The organism is Micromonospora halotolerans, from assembly GCF_032108445.1.
Lineage (GTDB): Bacteria > Actinomycetota > Actinomycetes > Mycobacteriales > Micromonosporaceae > Micromonospora > Micromonospora halotolerans.
In genome coordinates this window covers 643,590-662,634 of the sequence record NZ_CP134876.1, presented here as the reverse complement: position 1 = coordinate 662,634, position 19,045 = coordinate 643,590, and the positions used below count along the sequence as shown (strand labels likewise).

Below are 19,045 nucleotides of genomic sequence, written 5' to 3'. Positions count from 1 at the left end.
GACCCTGCCCCGCTCGGTCGCCCCGCTCCCGCCGGCGCCCCGCCGCCGCGGCCGCGGTCGGCTGCCCGGCGCCCAGCTCTGGCAGGCCAGTCCGCTGACCTACCTCGCGCTGATCCTCGGCGGCGTGCTGTCGATCTTCCCGATCATCTGGTCGTTCATCATCGCCTCGCGAGACAACAGTGCGGTCTACGAGATGCCGCCGACCCCCGGCGACCAGCTGTTCACCAACGTCGACCGGATGCTCGCCAACGAGGACGCCGCGTTCCTCTACGGTCTGGTCAACTCGGCCGTGGTGTCGACCGTCGTCACCATCTCGGTGATCTTTTTCTCCAGCCTGGCCGGCTTCGCCTTCGCCAAGCTCAAGTTCCGGGGCAGCAACGCGCTGCTGCTGATCATCATCCTGACCATGATGGTGCCGACCCAACTCGGTGTCATCCCGCTCTACCTGATGATGGTGGAGCTCGGCTGGACGGGCACCCTGCAGGCGGTCATCGTGCCGTTCCTGGTGCAGGGCTTCGGCGTGTTCATGATGCGCCAGTACGCGATGTCCGCGATCAGCGACGAGTTGATCGAGGCGGCCCGGCTCGACGGCTGCTCCACCTGGCGGATCTACTGGAACGTCGTGCTGCCCGCACTGCGGCCGGCGGCGGCGGTGCTCGGCCTGCTGACCTTCATGCAGACCTGGAACGAGTTCCTCTGGCCGTTCATCGTGCTCACCCCGGACACCCCGACGGTGCAGTACTCCCTGAAGATCCTCTCGTCCGGGCTCTACCAGACAGATTACGTGGCACTGTTCGCTGGCACCGCACTGGCGACCCTGCCACTGTTGATCGTGTTCATCATCTTCGGCCGCCAGATCATCGGCGGAATCATGGAAGGCGCCGTCAAGTCGTGAGCAACCCAGCCAGCCCGCCCGCCGTCGGCGTCCTCGACGAGGGTGCGGCAGCCACCTTCCCGCCCGGCTTCCTCTGGGGCGCGGCGACCGCCGCGTACCAGATCGAGGGCGCGGCGACCGAGGGCGGCCGCACGCCGTCGATCTGGGACACCTTCAGCCACACCGAGGGGCGGACGGTGGCCGGGCACACCGGCGACGTGGCCTGCGACCACTACCACCGGATGCCCGACGACGTGCGGCTGATGGCCGACCTCGGGCTGAAGTCCTACCGCTTCTCCGTCTCCTGGCCGCGCGTGCAGCCCGGCGGCGCCGGGGCGGTCAACCCCGAGGGGATGGACTTCTACCGCCGCCTGGTGGACGAGCTGCTGGGCCACGGCATCGAGCCCTGGCTGACCCTCTACCACTGGGACCTGCCGCAGCCGCTGGAGGACGCGGGCGGCTGGCCGGCCCGGGACACGGCCGCCCGCTTCGCCGACTACGCCCAGCTGGTCGCCGACGCCCTCGGCGACCGGGTCAAGTACTTCACCACGTTCAACGAGCCGTGGTGCTCGGCCTTCCTCGGCTACGGCTCCGGCGCGCACGCGCCCGGCCGGTCGGACGGGGCGGACGCGGTCCGGGCCGGGCACCACCTCATGCTCGGGCACGGGCTGGCCGTGCAGGCGCTGCGGGCGTCCCGCCCGGACGCGCAGCTCGGCATCACGGTCAACCTCTACCCGGTCACCCCGGCCAGCGGGTCCCCGGAGGACGCCGACGCCGCCCGCCGGATCGACGCGCTGGCCAACCGGTTCTTCCTCGACCCGGTGCTGCGCGGGGCGTACCCGGCCGACCTGGCCGCCGACCTGCGCGAGGTCACCGACTTCGGGCACGTCCGGGACGGCGACCTGGCGGTGATCTCGACCCCGCTGGACATGGTGGGGGTCAACTACTACAGCCGGTACGTGGTGGCCGCGCCGGCGGAGACCCCGCCGGCGGAGGCCTACTGGCGGGCGCCCTCGTGCTGGCCGGGCAGCCAGGACGTCCAGTTCGTCACCCGGGGCGTCCCGGTGACCGACATGGGCTGGGAGATCGACGCGCCCGGCCTGGTGGAGACGCTGGAGCGGGTGCACAAGGAGTACACCGACCTGCCGCTCTACGTGACCGAGAACGGCTCCGCGTTCGTCGACGCGGTGGTCGACGGCCGGGTCGACGACCCGGACCGGCTGGCGTACTTCGACGCGCACCTGCGCGCCGCGCACGCCGCGATCAGCGCCGGGGTGCCCCTGAAGGGATACTTCGCCTGGTCACTCATGGACAACTTCGAGTGGGCGTGGGGCTACACGAAGCGCTTCGGCATGGTCTACGTCGACTACGACAGCCAGGGCCGGATCCCGAAGTCCAGCGCCAGGTGGTACGCCGATGTGATCCGACGCAACGGCCTGGCCGCACAATAGGCTGAGCCAGCCAGTGACGGGCGGCCCGGCGCCGGCGCCTCGACAGGTGCCGGGCCCGCCCGATGTCGGAGGAGCACAGACGATGACAACCCAGCGCACACGGTCGCTCGGGCGCCCGACCCTCGACGCGGTCGCGGCCCGCGCCGGCGTGGGGCGCGGCACGGTCTCCCGCGTGGTCAACGGTTCGCCGCAGGTCAGCCCCGAGGCCCGCGCCGCCGTCCAGGCGGCCATCGCCGAGCTGGGCTACGTGCCCAACCGCGCGGCCCGGGCGCTGGTCACCCAGCGGACCGACTCGGTGGCGCTGGTGGTCTCCGAGTCGGGGGAGCGGGTGTTCACCGAGCCGTTCTTCGCCGGGATCGTGCGGGGCGTCAGCTCCGCGCTGCTGGAAACCCCCATGCAGCTCTGGCTGGCCATGGCGCAGTCGCAGATCGAACGGGAACGGGTGGAGCACCACCTGACCAACCAGCACGTGGACGGCGTGCTGCTGCTCTCGCTGCACGACGCGGACCCGCTGCCCACCCTGCTGGAGGAGCGCGGCCTGCCCACCGTCCTCGGCGGCCGGCCGGCCCGGATGCTGCACCCGAACGCCCAGCCGGCCTGGTTCGTCGACGTGGACAACGTCGGTGGCGCCCGGCAGGCGGTGGAGCACCTCTTCGCCCGCGGCCGGCGGCGGGTCGCCACCATCGCCGGCACCCAGGACATGGGCGCCGGCCTGGCCCGGTTGTCCGGCTACAAGGAGGCGGTCCGGGCGGCGGGCGTCGACCTCAACCCGGACCTCATCGCGTACGGGGACTTCAGCGAGGGCAGCGGGACGGCCTGCATGCGCCGGCTGCTGGAGGTCTGCCCGGAGCTGGACGCGGTCTTCGTGGCCTCCGACCTCATGGCCTTCGGCGCCCTGCGCGCGCTGCGCGAGGCCGGCCGCCGGGTGCCCGAGGACGTGGCGGTGATCGGCTTCGACGACGCCCCGATCGCCCGGCAGGCCGAGCCGCCGCTGACCACGGTCTTCCAGCCGGTTGAGGAGATGGGCCGCCAGATGGCCCGGCTGCTGGTCTCCCGGATCCGCGGCGAGGAGCTGCCCAGCCCACACGTGCTGCTGGACACCAAGCTCATCCACCGCGCCTCCGCCTGAGGCGCGCTCAGGCCCAGCGGCGCAGTTCCCGCTTGGCCAGCGACGCCCGGTGCACCTCGTCGGGCCCGTCGGCCAGGCGGAGGGTGCGGGCCTGCGCCCAGAGGGCGGCGAGCGGGGTGTCCTGGCTGACGCCGGCCCCGCCGTGCGCCTGGATGGCCTTGTCGATCACCCACTCGGCCATCGCCGGCGTGGCGATCTTGATGGCCTGGATCTCGGTGTGCGCGCCCCGGTTGCCCACGGTGTCCATGAGCCAGGCGGTCTTGAGCACCAGCAGCCGGGCCTGCTCGATGCGCACCCGGGATTCGGCGATCCACTCCCGGATGACGCCCTGCTCGGCGAGGGGGCGGCCGAACGCGACCCGGGTCAGGGCCCGCCTGCAGAGCAGCTCCAGGGCCCGCTCGGCCATGCCGATCAGCCGCATGCAGTGGTGGATCCGCCCCGGGCCGAGCCGCGCCTGGGCGATGGCGAAGCCGGCGCCCTCGGCGCCGACCAGGTTCTCCGCCGGCACCCGGACGTCGGTGAAGTCGATCTCGGCGTGCCCGCCGTGCGGGGCGTCGCTGTAGCCGAAGACCGTCATGCCCCGGCGCACCGTCACGCCCGGGGTGTCCCGGGGGACCAGGATCATGCTCTGCTGGCGGTGCCGGTCGGCACCGGGGTCGGTCTTGCCCATCACGATGAAGATCTCGCAGCGCGGGTCCATGGCCCCGGACGACCACCACTTGCGGCCGTTGATTACGTACGCGTCGCCGTCCCGCGCGATGCGGGTGCCGATGTTCGTGGCGTCGGAGGAGGCCACCTCGGGCTCGGTCATGCAGAACGCCGACCGGATCTCCCCGGCCAGCAGCGGCTTCAGCCAGCGGTCGCGCTGCGCGTCGGAGCCGAACTCGGCCAGCAGTTCCATGTTGCCGGTGTCCGGGGCGGCGCAGTTCAGCGCCTCCGGGGCCAGGTGCGGGCTGCGCCCGGTCAGCTCGGCCAGCGGGGCGTACTGGAGGTTGGTCAGCCCGGCGCCGTAGCGCGGGTCGGGCAGGAACAGGTTCCACAGGCCTCGCTCGCGGGCCTCGGCCTTCAGCTCGTCCAGCACCGGCGGGCGGGCCCACGGGTCACCGGCCGCGAGCACCTGCTCGTGGTGCACCGGCTCGGCCGGGTAGACGCACTCGGTGAGGAACGCCTCGACCCGCTCACGCAGCTCGACCGTCCGGGCGTCGTACGCGAAGTCCACTACTTCTCCCTCACCGCGTGCAGACCGTGCTCGACCAGCGGCGCCACCATGTCGCCGATCCGGTCGAAGCCCCCGCCGAGCGTCTGCCCGAGGGTGTGCCGGTAGTGGATGCCCTCGCAGATCACCGCGAGCTTGAAGCAGCCGAGCGCCACGTGCCAGTGCAGCGGGCCCACGTCGACGTCGCTGCGGCCGGCGTACCGGTCGATCAGCTCGGCGCCGGTGGGGAAGCCGGCCCGCGGGCCGATGCCGTCGGCGACCGGGTTGCCCTCGGCGCTGTCGCTGTCGCCCAGCACGTCCCAGTAGGTCAGCAGCAGCCCCAAATCGGCGAGGGGATCGCCGAGGGTGGCCATCTCCCAGTCGAGCACCGCCCGCACCGCCACCGGCTCCACCGTGGCGAGCAGGTTGTCCAGCCGGTAGTCGCCGTGCACGATCCGCCCGGCGTTCGCGCCCTCCGGCACGCTGCCGGCGAGCGCGTCGCACAGCTCGTCGATGCCGGGCAGCGGGCGGCTGCGGGAGCGGTCGAGCTGGCCGGCCCAGCGGCGCACCTGCCGGGCCAGGTAGCCCTCGGGGCGGCCGAAGTCGGCCAGCCCGACGGCGGCCGGCTCGACCATGTGCAGACCGGCGAGGGTGTCCATCATCGCCATGGCCAGGTCGCGCCGCTGGCCGGTGCTGAGCGCGTCGGTCTGCTCCCGCCGCCGGTAGACCTCGCCGTCGACCCGCTCCATGAGGTAGAACGGCGCGCCGAGCACGTCCGGGTCGGGGCAGAGCAGCAGCGCCTCGGGGACCGGCACCGCGGTGGGGGCGAGCGCGGAGATCACCCGGTACTCGCGGGCCATGTCGTGGGCGGTGGCCAGCACGTGCCCGAGCGGCGGCCGGCGCAGCACCACCTCGCGGTCGCCGGCGCGCAGCAGGTAGGTCAGGTTGGACTTGCCTCCGGCGATCAACCGCGCCGACAGCGGCCCGGCCAGTTCGGGCCGGTGCGCGGCCAGGTACGCGGCGAGCCGGTCGAGGTCGAGCCCGCGCGGGGCCGAACCGGTCGGGGTCTGCGGTGCGTCGACGGCCGGATCGGTCATCCGGTTAGTTGATGGCAGCTCAGCTTTGTTGTCAAGGTGGGATGTTCCCGGCGGGACATGCCGCTGCAACGGGGGCGAAATGGTCAACCGGCAGGCTGGGGCCCAGCCTGCCGGCCGCGACGGCCGGCCCGCCGAGCGGAGGGACCAGACATGCTGCTGAGAGTTCGGGTGACGCTGCCGGACCGACCGGGCACCCTCGGCCAGGTGGCCCGGACGCTCGGCGTCTCCGGCGCCGACATCGTCCAGGTGGTGGTGCTGGAGCGGCTCGGTGGCCGGGCGGTCGACGACTTCACCGTGGTCTGGCCGGGCGCGGCACGGGTGGAGCGCCTGCTCGCCGGCCTGGCCGCGATCCCCGGCGTCCGCGTGGACGGGGTGTGGCGGGCGATCGGCGCACCGACCACCACGGGCCAGGACGCCGAACTGCTCGCCCAGGTCGCGGCGAACCCGACCGACGGGGTGGCCACCCTGGTCGACGCGGTGCCCGGGCTGCTCGCCGCGGACTGGGCGGTGGCCGCGGTGGTCCCGCTGGACTGGGCCGCGCGCGGCGCCGGCACCGGCGGGGCGACGGTCGGGCACGCGAGCTGGCGGGCCCCGGTCCCGCCCCGGCTGCCCGAGGTGACCCCGCTGCGTGCCCGCGCCATGACCACGCCGGACGGGCACCACTACGCGGTCGCGCCGTTCGGCCGGGCCGGCCTGGTGCTGGTGGTGGCCCGCGAGCACAGCGAACCGCTCGCCGCGGCCGGGTTCCACTCGACGGAGGTGGACCGGCTCGCCCAGCTGGTCCGGGCCGGCGCGGTGATCCTCGGTGACCGGCTCGACCTGGTCGGCGTTCCGCCCGTGACCACCGTCACCTGACCGGTCCCGCCGTTTCACCGGTGGGCAACGGGGGCGCAACAGGCGGCCGGCAGGGTCGGTGGTGAGGAAGGGAGCGAACCATGGCGCTGTGGCGGATCCGTGCCACCGTGGACGACCGGCCGGGCTACCTGTCGGTGCTCACGGCGAGCCTCGCGTTGCGTGGGGTCAACATCCTCGCCGTGCAGGTGCACACCACCGAGCTGGGGGCGGTCGACGATTTCCTGGTCGACGCGCCGGACCGGCTCACCGAGGCCGACCTGCGGGCGGCCGTCGAACGGGGACGGGGCCGGAACTGCTGGGTCGCGCGCAGCGAGGCGCGCGGGCTGGCCGACCAGCCCACCCGGGTGCTCGGCCTGGCCGGCCGGCTGGTCCGGGACCCGGACGCGGCCGGCGAGACACTGCGCGTCCTGCTCGGCGCGGACGCGGTGACCTGGCGGCCGACGCCGGCCGCCGCGCCGGGCGGCGTGGACGGGACCACCATGCTGCTGGCCGACCCGGCCGGCGGCTCGTACGAGCTGCGGCGGCGGGAGCCGAGCTTCACCCCGGCCGAGTACGCCCGCGCCCAGGCCCTGGTCGAGCTGGCCGCCACGGTGGCCCGCCGGGACGCCGACCGGGTCACCCTCGTGCTGCCCGACGCGGCCGAGGTGCTGGTCCGGCCGGCCACCGCCGAGGATCTGGCGGGCGTGCTGGAGCTGCACGCCGGGTGCTCGCACCGGAGCCGCCAGCGGCGCTACCTGAGCGGGGCGGGCCACCCGGCGCCGGCCCGGCTGCGCCGGCTGCTCGAACCGGCGCGGGGGCTGACCCTGGTCGCCACGGCCGGCCCCGCCGGGACGGCGGCGACGGTGGTGGCCATGGCCAACCTGCTGGGCGAGGGGGACGAGGCGGAGGCGGCGCTGCTGGTGCGGGACGACTGGCAGCGCCGGGGTCTCGGCTCGGCCCTGCTGCGGCGCCTGCTCGGGCACGCCGACCGGGCCGGCTACGCGGCAGTCCTGCTGCACGTGCAGGCCGAGAACACCCCGATGCTGCGCACCGTGCGCGGGGTGGACCGGCCCACCTCGGTGGAGCGCGACGGCGCCGTGCTGACCGTGACGGTGCCGCTGGCACCCCGACCGGTCGCGCCGCTCCGGCCGGCTGACGCGACCGCGCGGGCACGCCGGTCGCACTGACGCGGGCAGGGCCCCCGGTGCGGGGGCCCTGACCGTGTCCGGGCCCGCCCCGATCAGGTCGCCGGGTAGCTGCTGTAGTCCGGGAAGTTGCCGTAGAGCCGGCCGTCGCCGCCCACGGTGACCGCCTGCACCAGCAGGTCGCCGCCGACGAACGCGCCCTTCCAGGACGCGCCCCGGCCGCCGAACGGCTCGTCCCGGTCGCCCCGGGAGCGGGGCTTGTTGATGCCCACCTTGAACGCCTGGAGGTCGACCGCGAGCTTGCCGGCCAGCTCCTCGTCGTCGCAGGCCAGGGAGGCGACCAGCGCGCCGTTGGACGCGTTCATCTGGGCCAGCAGCTCGTCGGTGGTGTCCACCACGACGATGGTGTCCACCGGGCCGAACGGCTCGGCGTGCATGAGCCGGGACCGGCCGGGCGGGGCGAGCAGCACCGCCGGCGCCACGTACGCCGAGGTGTCCTGCCCGTCGAGGAACGGCGCGCCGTCCAGCTTGCCCCGCTGCAGCGGCACCGCGCCGCCGCGGACCGCCTCGTCGACCTTGCGGCGCAGCTCCTCGGCCTTGGCCGCGCTGATCAGCGGGCCGAAGTCCAGCTCGGGCAGCGGATCACCGGCCGACCAGTCGTCACCCACGGCGAGCGGGTGTCCGAACCGGACGGAGCGCACCACCGGCAGGTACATGTCGAGGAACTCGTCGACCAGGTCGCGTTGGACCACGAACCGCGGGTACGCCGTGCAGCGCTGCTTGCCGTACTCGAAGCCCTTCTTGAGGTGCGCGGCGAGCAGGTCCCACCGGGAGAAGTTCCAGATGCCCCAGGCGTTGAGGCCCTCCTGCTCGATGAAGTGCCGCTTGTCGGAGTCGAGCAGCGCCGCGGCCACCTTGCCGCCGTTGGAGCGGCCGCCGACGAACGCCACCGCGCCGATCTCCGGGGCCCGGACCAGCACCTCGGAGAGCTCCTCGCCGCTGCCGGAGAGCAGGGTGGCGGGCAGCCCGGCGCGGCGCATCAGCGCGTGCGCCACGGTGAGGCAGACCGCCCCACCCTGGGACGGGGTCTTGGCGATCACCGCATTGCCGGCGAGCAACTGCACCAGCTCGGCGTGCACGAGCACGCTCATCGGGTAGTTCCAGGAGGCGATGTTGCTGACCGGGCCGGGCAGCGGCTCGCGGCCGTCGGCGAGCATCCGGTCGATCTCCTGCACGTACCACCGGACGCCGTCGAGCGCGCGGTCGACGTCGGCGCAGGCCAGCCGCCACGGCTTGCCGATCTCCCAGACCAGCAGCAGGGCGAGCAGGTCGCGGTGGGCGGTGAGCGCGTCCAGGGCGTCGTCGACCCGGGCCTTGCGTTCGACCAGCGGGGTCTGCGCCCACTCGCGGTGCGCGGCGGCGGCGTGTGCGACCGCGGCGCGTGCCGCCTCGGCGTCGAGGCGGGCCAGGTTGACCAGCACGGTGTTGTCGACGGGGGTGCGCACCGGGGTCGGCGCGCCGACCGCCCGCCACCCGCCCTCGACCAGGTTGTGCAGGGTGGCGGTGCCGTCGGGTGCGGTGCCGAAGGCCTCCGGCGTGGCGGCCACCGCGCGGGCGAGGGTGTCGGACCAGGAGGTGCCGTCGGCGAGTCTGAGAGCCATCGCGTTCTCCTCAGGGTTGTCCGGGGGAGCGGCGGCGTCGATGGCACCGCTGGTGTCGCGTACTGTCCCGCGTGGCCGAGCGGGCGGGCAACCGTACGCTCGTATGCCAGGACGCCCGGCCGGCCGCCGCGACGCGTCGCGGCCCGACCATCAGCGGCGTGACCTGGGGGTACGCGGGAAGCATATAGAGTGTTGTCGATTATGTGATCCAGCTCCGGGCGGCGTCGACCGGGTTACCCGTCAGTACGGATCAGTGCCTCGACCGGTTCAACCGCCCAGCGCGGCGATCGCCTCCGCGGTCGTGCACACCGTGCCGAGCCGGCGGAAGACGTAGTCGACGGCGAACTCGTGGGCGTACGCGTCCAGCCCGGACATCGCGTCGTGCGGCAGCACCACCCGGTAGCCGATCTCGTCGCCGATGCGGGCGGTCTGCTCCACGCCGAAGTTGGTGGCGATCCCGCCGATCACCAGGGTGTCCACCCCGCGTGCCCGCAGGGCGGCGTCCAGGCCGGTCTCGTGGAAGGCGCCCCAGGTGTGCTTGACCACCGCCACGTCGCCCTCGCGGGGCGCCACCTCGGGCAGCAGTTCGCTTCCCGGTGGCTGCGGATCGGGGCCGGGCCGGTCGACGCGGACCACCACGACGGTGGCGCCGGCGGCGCGGGCCGCCTCGGCGAGGGCGAGGCAGCGCGCGACCACCTCCGGGCCGGTGTGCGGGGCGGTCGGCAGGTCCACGATGCGACGCTGGAGGTCGATCAGGACGACGGCGGTACGGGTCGGGTCGAGAGCGTCCACCCCAAGATCATATCGGCGCGGGGCCGCCCGGGCGATCCCGAACGGCGGAACCGGCCGCCGGACCGGGGTCCGACGGCCGGTTCCCGAGCCGGCTCAACTCGTGAAGGTGATCCGGTCCCGGCGGCGCCGCAGCACCATCAGGAGGACACCGCCGCCGATCAGGGCGAGGCCGGTGAGCGAGATGCTGGTCGCGGCCACGCCGGTGAGCGGCAGGCCGCCCTCGGTGCCGCTGCCGCCGCCCTGGCCGCCGCCGACCGAGGTGCCGGGCGCCGGGGTGCCCGACGGGTTCTCCGAGCCACCCGGTGTCGGGGTCGGCGTCTCCTCGCCCGGGGTGGACGGGGTCGGCGTCGGGCTCTCCGGCGACTCGCACGGCTTCAGCCAGAAGACCTTGTGCTTGTCGTCGAACGCCTTGCCGTCGGTCAGGTCCACGTCGAGCTTGAGGTGGTAGCCCTGCTTCGGGTGCAGCTTCAGCCCGGCCAGGTCGAGGTCCGCGGCGGAGAGCCGGATGACCTCGTCGTGGTCGTTCTCCGCGCCGGAGGCCGGGTCGGTGCTGATCACCACGTCCTTCTTGGACCAGACGACCGTGTCCTTGGGGGTGGCCGACGGTGCCTGCGCCCAGAGGGTGATGTTCGCCTTCTGGTCCTGGTCGAAGTTGAAGAACTCCAGCTCGAAGTCGCAGGTGACGTGCGGCTGGTTGTCGACCTTGTCGGAGAAGGGGGCGCCGTCGATCTTGACGGTGCCGTTGTCGCCCTTGGGGTTGTGCGGTTTGCCGGTGGCCCACGCCGGGGCGGCCACCAGCCCGAGCATGGCCGTGGCGGCGGCTGCGGTGAGGGCAGCGCGCGCCACGTGCCGACGCTGTGGCATGAGGAATCCTCCGAGATCGGGAGAGGGGACGCCACATGATCACACGTCGATCCGCTTTAGTCGAGATCGGACGAGCGACCTGAGCTGCGAAGACGTTCGTGCCGAGGCGGAAATGGGGCCACTTTCCAGGCGTGTCGGCGTAACGCCGAATGACCGCTCGGCGCTCCGCCACCCTCGCTGCCGGGCGCCGTCTTCCCAAGCGTCGCTACCGCCACTACATTGTCGACTATCCATGGGAGCGCTCCCGCGCCCCTCGGTCGCCCCCCACCACCACCGTCGCCGGCAGCCCGGACCGCCATCCCGTCCGGTCCGGGCTGCCGCGCGGCGCCACCGACAGGAGCTCGCCATGCCCCGTCCGACCCCGCCACCCCGTGGCCGGCCCCGGCTCCGCCGGCTGCTCGCCGCCGGCGCCGCGCTCGCCGCCGGCCTGGCCGCGACCGTCGCCGTCGCGCCACCACCGGCCGCCGCGGCCCCCGCCGTCAACGACGGCTCGGTCCCCGCCGCGGCCGGAGCGCGGACCGGAAGCGCGCTGGCCGCGCCCGCGTTCAACTATCCGGAGGCGTTGCAGAAGTCGCTGTTCTTCTACGAGGCCCAGCAGTCCGGGAAGAAGCCGGCCTGGAACCGGGTCTCCTGGCGGGGCGACTCGGCGCTCACCGACGGCGCCGACGTGGGCCTCGACCTCACCGGCGGCTGGTACGACGCCGGCGACCACGTGAAGTTCGGCTTCCCGATGGCGTTCAGCGCCACCATGCTGGCCTGGGGCGCCGTCGAGTACCGCGACGGCTACGCCACCTCCGGGCAGCTCCCGCACCTGCTGAACAACCTGCGCTGGGTGAACGACTACTTCGTGAAGGCGCACCCCGCGCCGAACGTCCTCTACGGACAGGTCGGCAAGGGCGACGACGACCACAAGTGGTGGGGACCGGCCGAGGTGCTGCCGATGGCGCGGGCCGCGTACCGGATCGATGCGAGCTGTGGCGGGGCGGACCTGGCGGGGGAGACGGCGGCCGCCATGGCCGCCTCGTCGATGGTCTTCCGCCCCACCGACGCCGCCTACGCCGACAAGCTGCTCGGCCACGCGAAGCAGCTCTACACCTTCGCCGACACGGTGCGGAAGAGCTACCACGAGTGCATCACCGACGCGACCAGCTTCTACCGGTCGTGGAGCGGGTGGCAGGACGAGCTGGTCTGGGGCGCGGTCTGGCTGTACCGGGCCACCGGCGACGCCACCTACCTGGCCAAGGCCGAGAGCGAGTACGACAGGCTCGGCACCGAGCCGCAGTCCACCACCCGCTCCTACAAGTGGACCATCGCCTGGGACAACAAGCAGTTCGGCGCGTACGTGCTGCTGGCCAACCTGACCGGCAAGCAGAAGTACGTCGACGACGCCAACCGCTGGCTCGACTACTGGACCGTCGGCGTCAACGGACAGCGGGTGCCCTACTCGCCCGGCGGCATGGCCGTCCTCGACTCCTGGGGCGCCCTGCGCTATGCCGCCAACACCGCCTTCGCCGCGCTGGTCTACAGCGACCGGACCAGCGACACCACCCGCAAGGCGCGGTACCACGACTTCGCCGTCCGGCAGATCAACTACGCGCTCGGCGACAACCCGCGCAGCTCCAGCTACGTGATCGGCTTCGGGGCCAACTCACCGAAGAACCCGCACCACCGCACCGCCCACGGCTCCTGGTGGGACAGCCAGACCGTGCCCACCGAGACCCGGCACGTGCTCTACGGCGCGCTGGTCGGCGGCCCGTCCTCGGCCAACGACGCCTACACCGACAGCCGCTCCGACTACGTCATGAACGAGGTCGCCACCGACTACAACGCCGGCTTCACCTCCGCCCTGGCCCGGCTGACCAGCGAGTACGGCGGCAGCCCGCTCGCCGGCTTCCCGACCGCCGAGCAGCCCGACCTCGACGAGCTGACCGTCGAGACCACGGTGATGCAGGCCGAGCCGCGGGCCACCGGGCTCAAGGCGATCATCTACAACAAGTCCGCCTTCCCGGCCCGGGCACGGACCACCGGGAAGTTCCGCTACTACTTCCGCCCCGACGGCGCCGGCCCCGTCCAGGTGACCCCCGGCTACACCCAGGGCTGCCCGTCACCCACCACGGCCAGGCAGTTCTCCGCCGACATCTGGTACGTCGAGGTCGACTGCACCGGCTGGACCATCGCGCCCGCCGGGCAGTCGCAGCACCGGATGGAGGTGCAGTTCAAGGTCGGCGTGCCGGAGGGCGGCACCTGGGACCCGACCAACGACCCGTCGTACCAGGCCACCGCCGGCCCGAACCGGAAGGTGCCGCTCTACTCCGGCGGGACGCGGGTCTGGGGCGAGGAGCCCGGACCGGCCACCCCGGACACCACGGCGCCAACCGTGCCCGGCGCCCCCGTCGCCTCGGCCGTCACCGCCACCGGCCTCACCCTGACCTGGCCCGCCGCCACCGACACCGGCGGCAGCGGCCTGGCCGGCTACGAGGTCACCCGGGCGCAGGCCGGCAGCGACGCGCTCGTGCTGACCGAGGCCACCACCAACACCCTCGCGGTGACGGGGCTGCTGCCCGAGCGGACGTACCAGTTCACAGTGCGCGCCCGCGACGGCGCCGGCAACCGGTCGGCGTCTTCACCGGCCCTGACCGTCACCACCGCCGACCCCCCGGCCACGGGTGGCTGCGCGGTGACCTGGACGACGAGCGGCTGGGACACCGGGTTCACCGCGAACATCACGATCGCCAACACCGGGACCAGCACCATCACCGGGTGGAGCCTCGCCTTCACGTTTCCGAGCAGCGGGCAGAAGGTGGGCCAGGGCTGGTCGGCCAACGTCACCCAGAGCGGGACGGCGGTGACCGCGACGAACGTCTCCTACAACGGGACGCTGGCGCCGGGCGCGTCGACCAGCTTCGGCTTCAACGGCACCCACACCGGCACCAACCCGCGACCCACCACCTTCACCCTCAACGGCTCCCCCTGCACCGTCTCCTGACCCACAGCGATCTTGGCGACTTACGGTTCGTGGCGGACGGTAAGTCGCCAAGATTCGGGGGAAACCTGGGGGCGTGTTGGTGACGGTGGGCCACGGGGCGGCGGATCGGGAGCGGTTGGGGGAGCTGCTGGCCGGTGCCGGGGTGGCGCTCGTCGTGGACGTGCGGCGGTATCCGGCCAGCCGGACCAACGCGGACGTCCGGCGCGAAGCGCTGGAACACTGGCTGCCTGAGCGGGGGATCGACTATCGCTGGGAGCCCCGCCTCGGCGGCCGCCGGCACGTCCGCGCCGGGGAGCCGGAGCCGGACACCTGGTGGACCGTCGCCGCGTTCCGGGCGTATGCCGCGTACACCCGCACGCCGGAGTTCGACGCGGCCCTGGACGAGGTGCTCGCCGACGCGGAACGCCGGACCACCGCGGTGATGTGCAGCGAGAGCGTGTGGTGGCGCTGCCACCGGCGGCTGATCGCCGACGTGGCGGTGCTCGGTCGCGGGGTGCCGGTGGCGCACCTCATGCCCGACGGCCGGCTCAGCCCACACCGCCCCGCCGAGGGCGCCCGCCGCCTCCCCGACGGCCACCTGCTCTGGGACGGCTGAGCGCCGGAAACACGGTGGCCGAGCCACGGATCACGCCGCTAGCCTGCCCGCATGCCGGAGCTGATCACCCCGACCACCCGCCTGCACCGGTCCTGGCTGGCCGCCAGGGACGATTGGGGGCGGGGCGTCCACCAGGACGGCAGCGGACTGAGGCCGAGCGACGACGTCGACTCGCCGGAGGGCTTCGCGACCTGGGTACGCCAGCTCCAGGACGGAACGGACGAGTCCCGGCTGCCGGCGGGGCTGGTCCCGGCGCTCTACTGGTGGATCGTCGAGGGCGACGAGGTGCTGGGCGCCGTCACCCTGCGGCTGCGCCTCAACGACTTCCTGCTCCAGGCCGGCGGCCACATCGGCTACGGGGTGCGGCCCGCGGCCCGCCGGCGCGGGCTGGCGACCTTCGCGCTCGGCGAGACGCTCGCCGAGGCGGCCCGGCGGGGCATCGACCCCGTCCTGGTCACCTGCGACGTCGACAACACCGCGTCGGCGCGGACCATCGAGCGGCACGGCGGCGTGCTGGAAGACGTGCGGGACACCGAGCTGGGCCGGCTCCGGCGCTACTGGATCCAGACCCGCTGAACGCGGCGATCCCGGCCGGCTCAGTCGGCGAGTTCGTCGGCGAGCAGGTCCATGAGCAGGGCGTCGTGCCAGCGGCCGTCCGCGCCCCGCTCGTAGCGGCGCATGATGCCGACCGGCCGGAACCCCACCTTCGCGTACGCCCGGATCGCCGCGGTGTTGGCCGCCGCCGGGTCGATGGTGAACCGGTGGTGGCCGTACTCGTCGACGAGGTGCCGGACCAGGGTGCGGATGGCGTCCCCGCCGAGGCCGGCGCCGCGGGCCGCCGGGTCGAGGAAGATGTCGAGGCTGGCGTGGCGGTAGTCGGGGTCGGTCTCCGCGTACCACTGGATGGCGCCGATCAGCCGGCCGTCGTGCTCGACGGCGTAGGTGGTGAGGTCGCCGTCGGCCAGGTCGGCGCGGACCGCCTCTGCCAGGTCGTCCCCGCCCCGCCACCAGTGGCGGACCTCCGGGGCGGCCCGGATCGCCGCGAGGGCCGGCACGTCGGCGTCGGTCGCCGGCCGCAACGTCACCGCCCGCCCCCGCAGCACGGTCAGCCCCGGATCTCGCCGTGCTCGACGCAGACCGCCGACCAGCCGGTCGGCACGACCTGCACCTTCATCCGCCGCCGGCAGTGCGCGCACCAGCGCGGCGGCTCCAGCGCCCGGGCCGCCGCGCACGCCTCGTGCGGGCCCGCCGCCACGGACTCGCCGCAGCGGTCGCACCAGCGTGGCGCCGCGGCGGGCCCGCGCTGGTCGCCCGGGTGTCCCGCGCCGCGGGGGCGAAGCGGGCCGGCGGCGGGCTCGACAAGCTCGGTCACGTCGTCCTCACAGGGTGGCGGAGAGCGCCTTCACCGGCATCTTCAGGTCGTCCAGCAGCTGCAGGTCGGCGGTCGCCGGCCGGCCCAGCGTGGTCAGGTAGTTGCCGACGATCACCGCGTTGATGCCGCCGAGCAGGCCGTCGCGGGTGCCCAGGTCGCCGAGGGTCAGCTCCCGGCCGCCCGCGTAGCGGAGGATGGTGCGCGGCATGGCCAGCCGGAACGCGGCGATGGCGCGCAGCGCGTCCTTGCCCTCGACCACCGGGCGGTCGGCGAGCGGGGTGCCCGGGCGGGGGTTCAGGAAGTTCAGCGGCACCTCGTGCGGGTCCAGCTCGGCGAGCTGCGCGGCGAACTCGGCGCGCTGCTCCACCGTCTCGCCGAGGCCGAGGATGCCGCCGCAGCAGACCTCCATGCCGGACTCGCGGACCATCTTCAACGTCTCCCAGCGCTCCTCGAAGGAGTGCGTGGTGACCACGTTCGGGAAGTAGGAGCGGCAGGTCTCCAGGTTGTGGTTGTAGCGGTGCACGCCCATCTCGACCAGCTCGTCGACCTGCTCCTGGGTGAGCATGCCGAGCGAGGCGGCGACCTGGATGTCCACCTCCGCCCGGATGGCGGCCACACCCTCGCGCATCTGCTTCATGAGCCGCGCGTCCGGGCCGCGCACGGCGGCCACGATGCAGAACTCGGTCGCCCCGGTCGCCGCGGTCTGCTTCGCGGCCTCGACGAGCGCGGGGATGTCCAGCCAGACCGAGCGGACCGGCGAGGTGAACAGGCCGGACTGCGAGCAGAAGTGGCAGTCCTCCGGGCAGCCGCCGGTCTTCAGCGAGACGATGCCCTCGACCTCGACCTCCGGGCCGCACCAGCGCATCCGCACCTCGTGGGCGAGCTGGAGGGCGGCGGGCAGGTGCTCGTCGGGCAGGTTCAGCACGGCGAGGACACCGGCCTCGTCGAGGCCGACGCCGTTCTCCAGCACCTGGGTCCGGGCCTGGTCGAGGATCTCTGGCATGGCTCGTACCCTACAAGGCCGCCCCGAGCCCGGGAAACGGCCGCGTCGGGCCCCGCGAGCAGGCCCGGCGAGCCGGACAGCGCCACGCCGGGGCTCTCCGGCCGGGTGGTAACTTCGCCCCGCGGAAGCGCCCGGTGGGCGACGGGGTCTGGGGAAGGAACGTGACGGTGGCGGACTGGCTGGCGGCCCTCGACCGCCGCGCCGAGCTGCGGGCCAAGGCGGGGCTCACCCGCACCCTGCGCCCGCGCGCCGCCGCCGACGCCGTGGTCGACCTGGCCGGCAACGACTACCTCGGCCTGGCCACCCACCCGGAGGTCACGGCCGCCGCCGGGCGGGCGCTGTCGGCGTACGGGCTGGGCGCCACCGGGTCGCGGCTGGTGCGCGGCTCCACGGATCTGCACCACGCCCTCGAGGACGATCTGGCCGGCTGGCTCGGCGTCGACCGGGCGCTGGTCTTCTCCTCCGGCTACCTGGCCAACCTCGCCGCCGTCCGGGGCCTGGTGCAGCCGCGTACGCTGCTCGTCTCCGACGCCCACAACCACGCTTCGCTGATCGACGGCTGCCGGATCTCCGGCGCCGAGACGATCGTCACTCCGCACGCCGACGTCGACGCGGTGGCCGCCGCGCTGGCCGCCGCCCCGGGCCGCCCGGCCGTCGTGGTGACCGAGTCGATGTTCTCCGTCGACGGCGACCTCGCCCCCCTCGCGGCGCTGCACGCCGTGGCCCGCCGGCACGGCGCGCTGCTGCTGGTCGACGACGCGCACGGGCTCGGCGTCACCGGGCCGGCCGGCGCCGGCGGGGTGGCCGCGGCCGGGCTGGCCGGCGAGCCGGACGTGGTGGTGACCGCCACCCTGTCCAAGGCGCTCGGCGGCGCCGGCGGGGTGGTGGCCGGGCCGGCCGAGTTCGTCCGGCACCTGGTGGAGACCGGCCGCACCTTCATCTTCGACACCGCGCCACCGCCCGCCGTGGTGGCCGGGGTACGCGTCGCGGTGCGGCTGGCCCGCTCCGGCGACGGCCTGCGCGCCGAGCTGGCCGAGCGGGCCGCCCTCGCGGTGCGCCGGCTGGGCGGGGCGGGCCTGGAGGTCTCCGCGCCCGACGGGGCGGTGGTCTCGGTGACCGCCCCCGGCCCGGAGGCGGCGACCGCCTGGGCGGCCGACTGCCGGGACCGGGGCGTCGCGGTGGGCTGCTTCCGGCCGCCGTCCACCCCGGACAGCCGGTCCCGGCTCCGGCTGACCATCAGCGCGGGGGTCGACCGGGCCGACTTCGAACGGGCGCTGGACGTGATCGTGGAGTGTGCACCATGAGCAACGGCAACGGCTGGACCGGGCCGGTGCTGGTGACCGGCACGGACACCGAGGTGGGCAAGACCGTGGTGACCGCGGCGATCGCCGCCGCCGCGCAGGCCGCCGGGCTGCGGGTGGCGGTGGTCAAGCCCGGCCAGACGGGTACGGCCACCGGGGAGCCCGGCGACGTCGACTCGGTGACCCGGCTGGCCGCCCCGCTCACCGGCCGGACCCTGGCCAGCTACCCGGACCCGCTCGCCCCGCTCGCCGCCGCCCGGGTCGCCGAGCTGGAGCCGCTGGAGCTCTACGCCGCGGTCGACGCCATCCGCGAGGAGACCGACAAGCACGACCTGGTGCTCGTCGAGGGGGCCGGCGGGCTGCTCGTACCCATGGGGCTGCGCCCGTCGGGCGAGCCGTGGACGGTGGCCGACCTGGCCGTGTCGCTGGGCGCCCCGGCCGTGGTGGTGGCCCGCGCCGGGCTGGGCACCCTCAACCACACGGCGCTCACCCTGGAGGCGCTGGAACGGCGGGCCGTCCCGGCCGGCGTGGTGATCGGCGCCTGGCCGGGCGAACCGGAGCTGGTGCACTGGCTCAACCTGTCCGACCTGGTACCGAACCTGCTGGGCGCGGTGCCGATGGGCGCCGGCGGGATGGATCCGGGGGTGTTCCGCCGGTCCGCACCGGGCTGGCTCACCCCGGCCCTCTACGGCGTGCTCGACGACTGGCGCGCCTGGGCCGAGGAGATCAGCTGAGCACCTGACTTT

At 74.1% G+C, this 19,045-nt stretch carries 18 protein-coding genes; 10 read left to right on the top strand and 8 right to left on the bottom strand.

The features are described 5' to 3' along the window. Positions 1-61 precede the first annotated feature (61 nt). From RMN56_RS03000 to RMN56_RS02990, 3 genes are all read left to right on the top strand, one after another. Entirely contained in the window at positions 62-895 is an 834-nt protein-coding gene (locus RMN56_RS03000; protein WP_313724634.1) for a carbohydrate ABC transporter permease, read from the top strand. Next, entirely contained in the window at positions 892-2,325 is a 1,434-nt protein-coding gene (locus RMN56_RS02995; RefSeq protein ID WP_313722320.1) for a GH1 family beta-glucosidase, read from the top strand. The genes RMN56_RS03000 and RMN56_RS02995 overlap by 4 nt, the downstream gene beginning before the upstream one ends. A gap of 82 nt (positions 2,326-2,407) precedes the next feature. Continuing rightward, positions 2,408-3,454: a LacI family DNA-binding transcriptional regulator gene (locus tag RMN56_RS02990; protein ID WP_313722319.1), complete on the top strand. Its 1,047-nt coding sequence runs from the start codon at positions 2,408-2,410 to the stop codon at positions 3,452-3,454. 7 nt (positions 3,455-3,461) lie between these two features. On the opposite strand, the gene RMN56_RS02985 is transcribed toward RMN56_RS02990, so the two are convergent. Together RMN56_RS02985 and RMN56_RS02980 are read right to left on the bottom strand one after the other, a co-directional pair. After that, entirely contained in the window at positions 3,462-4,673 is a 1,212-nt protein-coding gene (locus RMN56_RS02985) for an acyl-CoA dehydrogenase family protein (protein ID WP_313722318.1), read from the bottom strand. After that, positions 4,673-5,746: a phosphotransferase family protein gene (locus RMN56_RS02980; RefSeq protein WP_313722317.1), complete on the bottom strand. Its 1,074-nt coding sequence runs from the start codon at positions 5,744-5,746 to the stop codon at positions 4,673-4,675. The genes RMN56_RS02985 and RMN56_RS02980 overlap by 1 nt, the downstream gene beginning before the upstream one ends. Positions 5,747-5,896: 150 nt before the next feature. On the opposite strand from RMN56_RS02980, the gene RMN56_RS02975 reads away from it, so the two are divergent. Both RMN56_RS02975 and RMN56_RS02970 read left to right on the top strand, forming a co-directional pair. Further along, the gene (locus RMN56_RS02975; RefSeq protein WP_313722316.1) at positions 5,897-6,601 is read left to right on the top strand and encodes an ACT domain-containing protein; all 705 of its coding nucleotides are present in this window, start codon (positions 5,897-5,899) and stop codon (positions 6,599-6,601) included. 80 nt (positions 6,602-6,681) lie between these two features. After that, on the top strand, positions 6,682-7,767 hold the full coding sequence (locus RMN56_RS02970) for a GNAT family N-acetyltransferase (protein WP_313722315.1): 1,086 nt from the start codon (positions 6,682-6,684) through the stop codon (positions 7,765-7,767). Between the two features lie 53 nt (positions 7,768-7,820). Here RMN56_RS02970 and RMN56_RS02965 read toward each other — a convergent pair whose 3' ends face one another. From RMN56_RS02965 to RMN56_RS02955, 3 genes are all read right to left on the bottom strand, one after another. After that, complete coding sequence (locus tag RMN56_RS02965) at positions 7,821-9,386, bottom strand: aldehyde dehydrogenase family protein (RefSeq protein ID WP_313722314.1); 1,566 nt, start codon at positions 9,384-9,386, stop codon at positions 7,821-7,823. A 267-nt stretch (positions 9,387-9,653) separates the two neighbouring features. Continuing rightward, a complete protein-coding gene (locus tag RMN56_RS02960; RefSeq protein WP_313722313.1) occupies positions 9,654-10,178 on the bottom strand; it encodes an isochorismatase family protein in 525 nt (174 codons plus the stop codon). Positions 10,179-10,271: 93 nt separating this feature from the next. Further along, entirely contained in the window at positions 10,272-11,042 is a 771-nt protein-coding gene (locus RMN56_RS02955) for an LPXTG cell wall anchor domain-containing protein (protein ID WP_313722312.1), read from the bottom strand. 346 nt (positions 11,043-11,388) lie between these two features. Here RMN56_RS02955 and RMN56_RS02950 point away from each other — a divergent pair, with 346 nt between their 5' ends. From RMN56_RS02950 to RMN56_RS02940, 3 genes are all read left to right on the top strand, one after another. Beyond that, complete coding sequence (locus RMN56_RS02950) at positions 11,389-14,028, top strand: glycoside hydrolase family 9 protein (protein ID WP_313722311.1); 2,640 nt, start codon at positions 11,389-11,391, stop codon at positions 14,026-14,028. Positions 14,029-14,101: 73 nt separating this feature from the next. Then, positions 14,102-14,623, top strand: a complete 522-nt coding sequence (locus RMN56_RS02945; protein ID WP_313722310.1) for a DUF488 domain-containing protein — start codon at positions 14,102-14,104, stop codon at positions 14,621-14,623. A gap of 51 nt (positions 14,624-14,674) precedes the next feature. Further along, positions 14,675-15,199, top strand: coding sequence for a GNAT family N-acetyltransferase (locus RMN56_RS02940; RefSeq protein ID WP_313722309.1), 525 nt, complete (start codon positions 14,675-14,677; stop codon positions 15,197-15,199). Positions 15,200-15,219: 20 nt separating this feature from the next. Here RMN56_RS02940 and RMN56_RS02935 read toward each other — a convergent pair whose 3' ends face one another. Genes RMN56_RS02935 through bioB form a run of 3 tightly spaced genes read right to left on the bottom strand, consistent with a single transcriptional unit; the run spans position 15,220 to position 16,998 of the window. Beyond that, positions 15,220-15,726, bottom strand: coding sequence for a GNAT family N-acetyltransferase (locus RMN56_RS02935; protein WP_313722308.1), 507 nt, complete (start codon positions 15,724-15,726; stop codon positions 15,220-15,222). Between the two features lie 2 nt (positions 15,727-15,728). After that, positions 15,729-15,995 (bottom strand): biotin synthase auxiliary protein BsaP, encoded by a 267-nt coding sequence (gene bsaP / locus RMN56_RS02930; protein ID WP_313724920.1) that lies wholly within the window; start codon positions 15,993-15,995, stop codon positions 15,729-15,731. Between the two features lie 7 nt (positions 15,996-16,002). Beyond that, positions 16,003-16,998, bottom strand: a complete 996-nt coding sequence (bioB, locus tag RMN56_RS02925; protein WP_091269293.1) for a biotin synthase BioB — start codon at positions 16,996-16,998, stop codon at positions 16,003-16,005. 167 nt (positions 16,999-17,165) lie between these two features. Here bioB and RMN56_RS02920 point away from each other — a divergent pair, with 167 nt between their 5' ends. Together RMN56_RS02920 and bioD are read left to right on the top strand one after the other, a co-directional pair. Continuing rightward, complete coding sequence (locus RMN56_RS02920; RefSeq protein WP_313722307.1) at positions 17,166-18,302, top strand: 8-amino-7-oxononanoate synthase; 1,137 nt, start codon at positions 17,166-17,168, stop codon at positions 18,300-18,302. Next, positions 18,299-19,033 (top strand): dethiobiotin synthase, encoded by a 735-nt coding sequence (gene bioD / locus RMN56_RS02915; protein WP_313722306.1) that lies wholly within the window; start codon positions 18,299-18,301, stop codon positions 19,031-19,033. Before RMN56_RS02920 ends, bioD begins: the two co-directional genes overlap by 4 nt. The last annotated feature ends 12 nt before the right edge of the window (positions 19,034-19,045 follow it).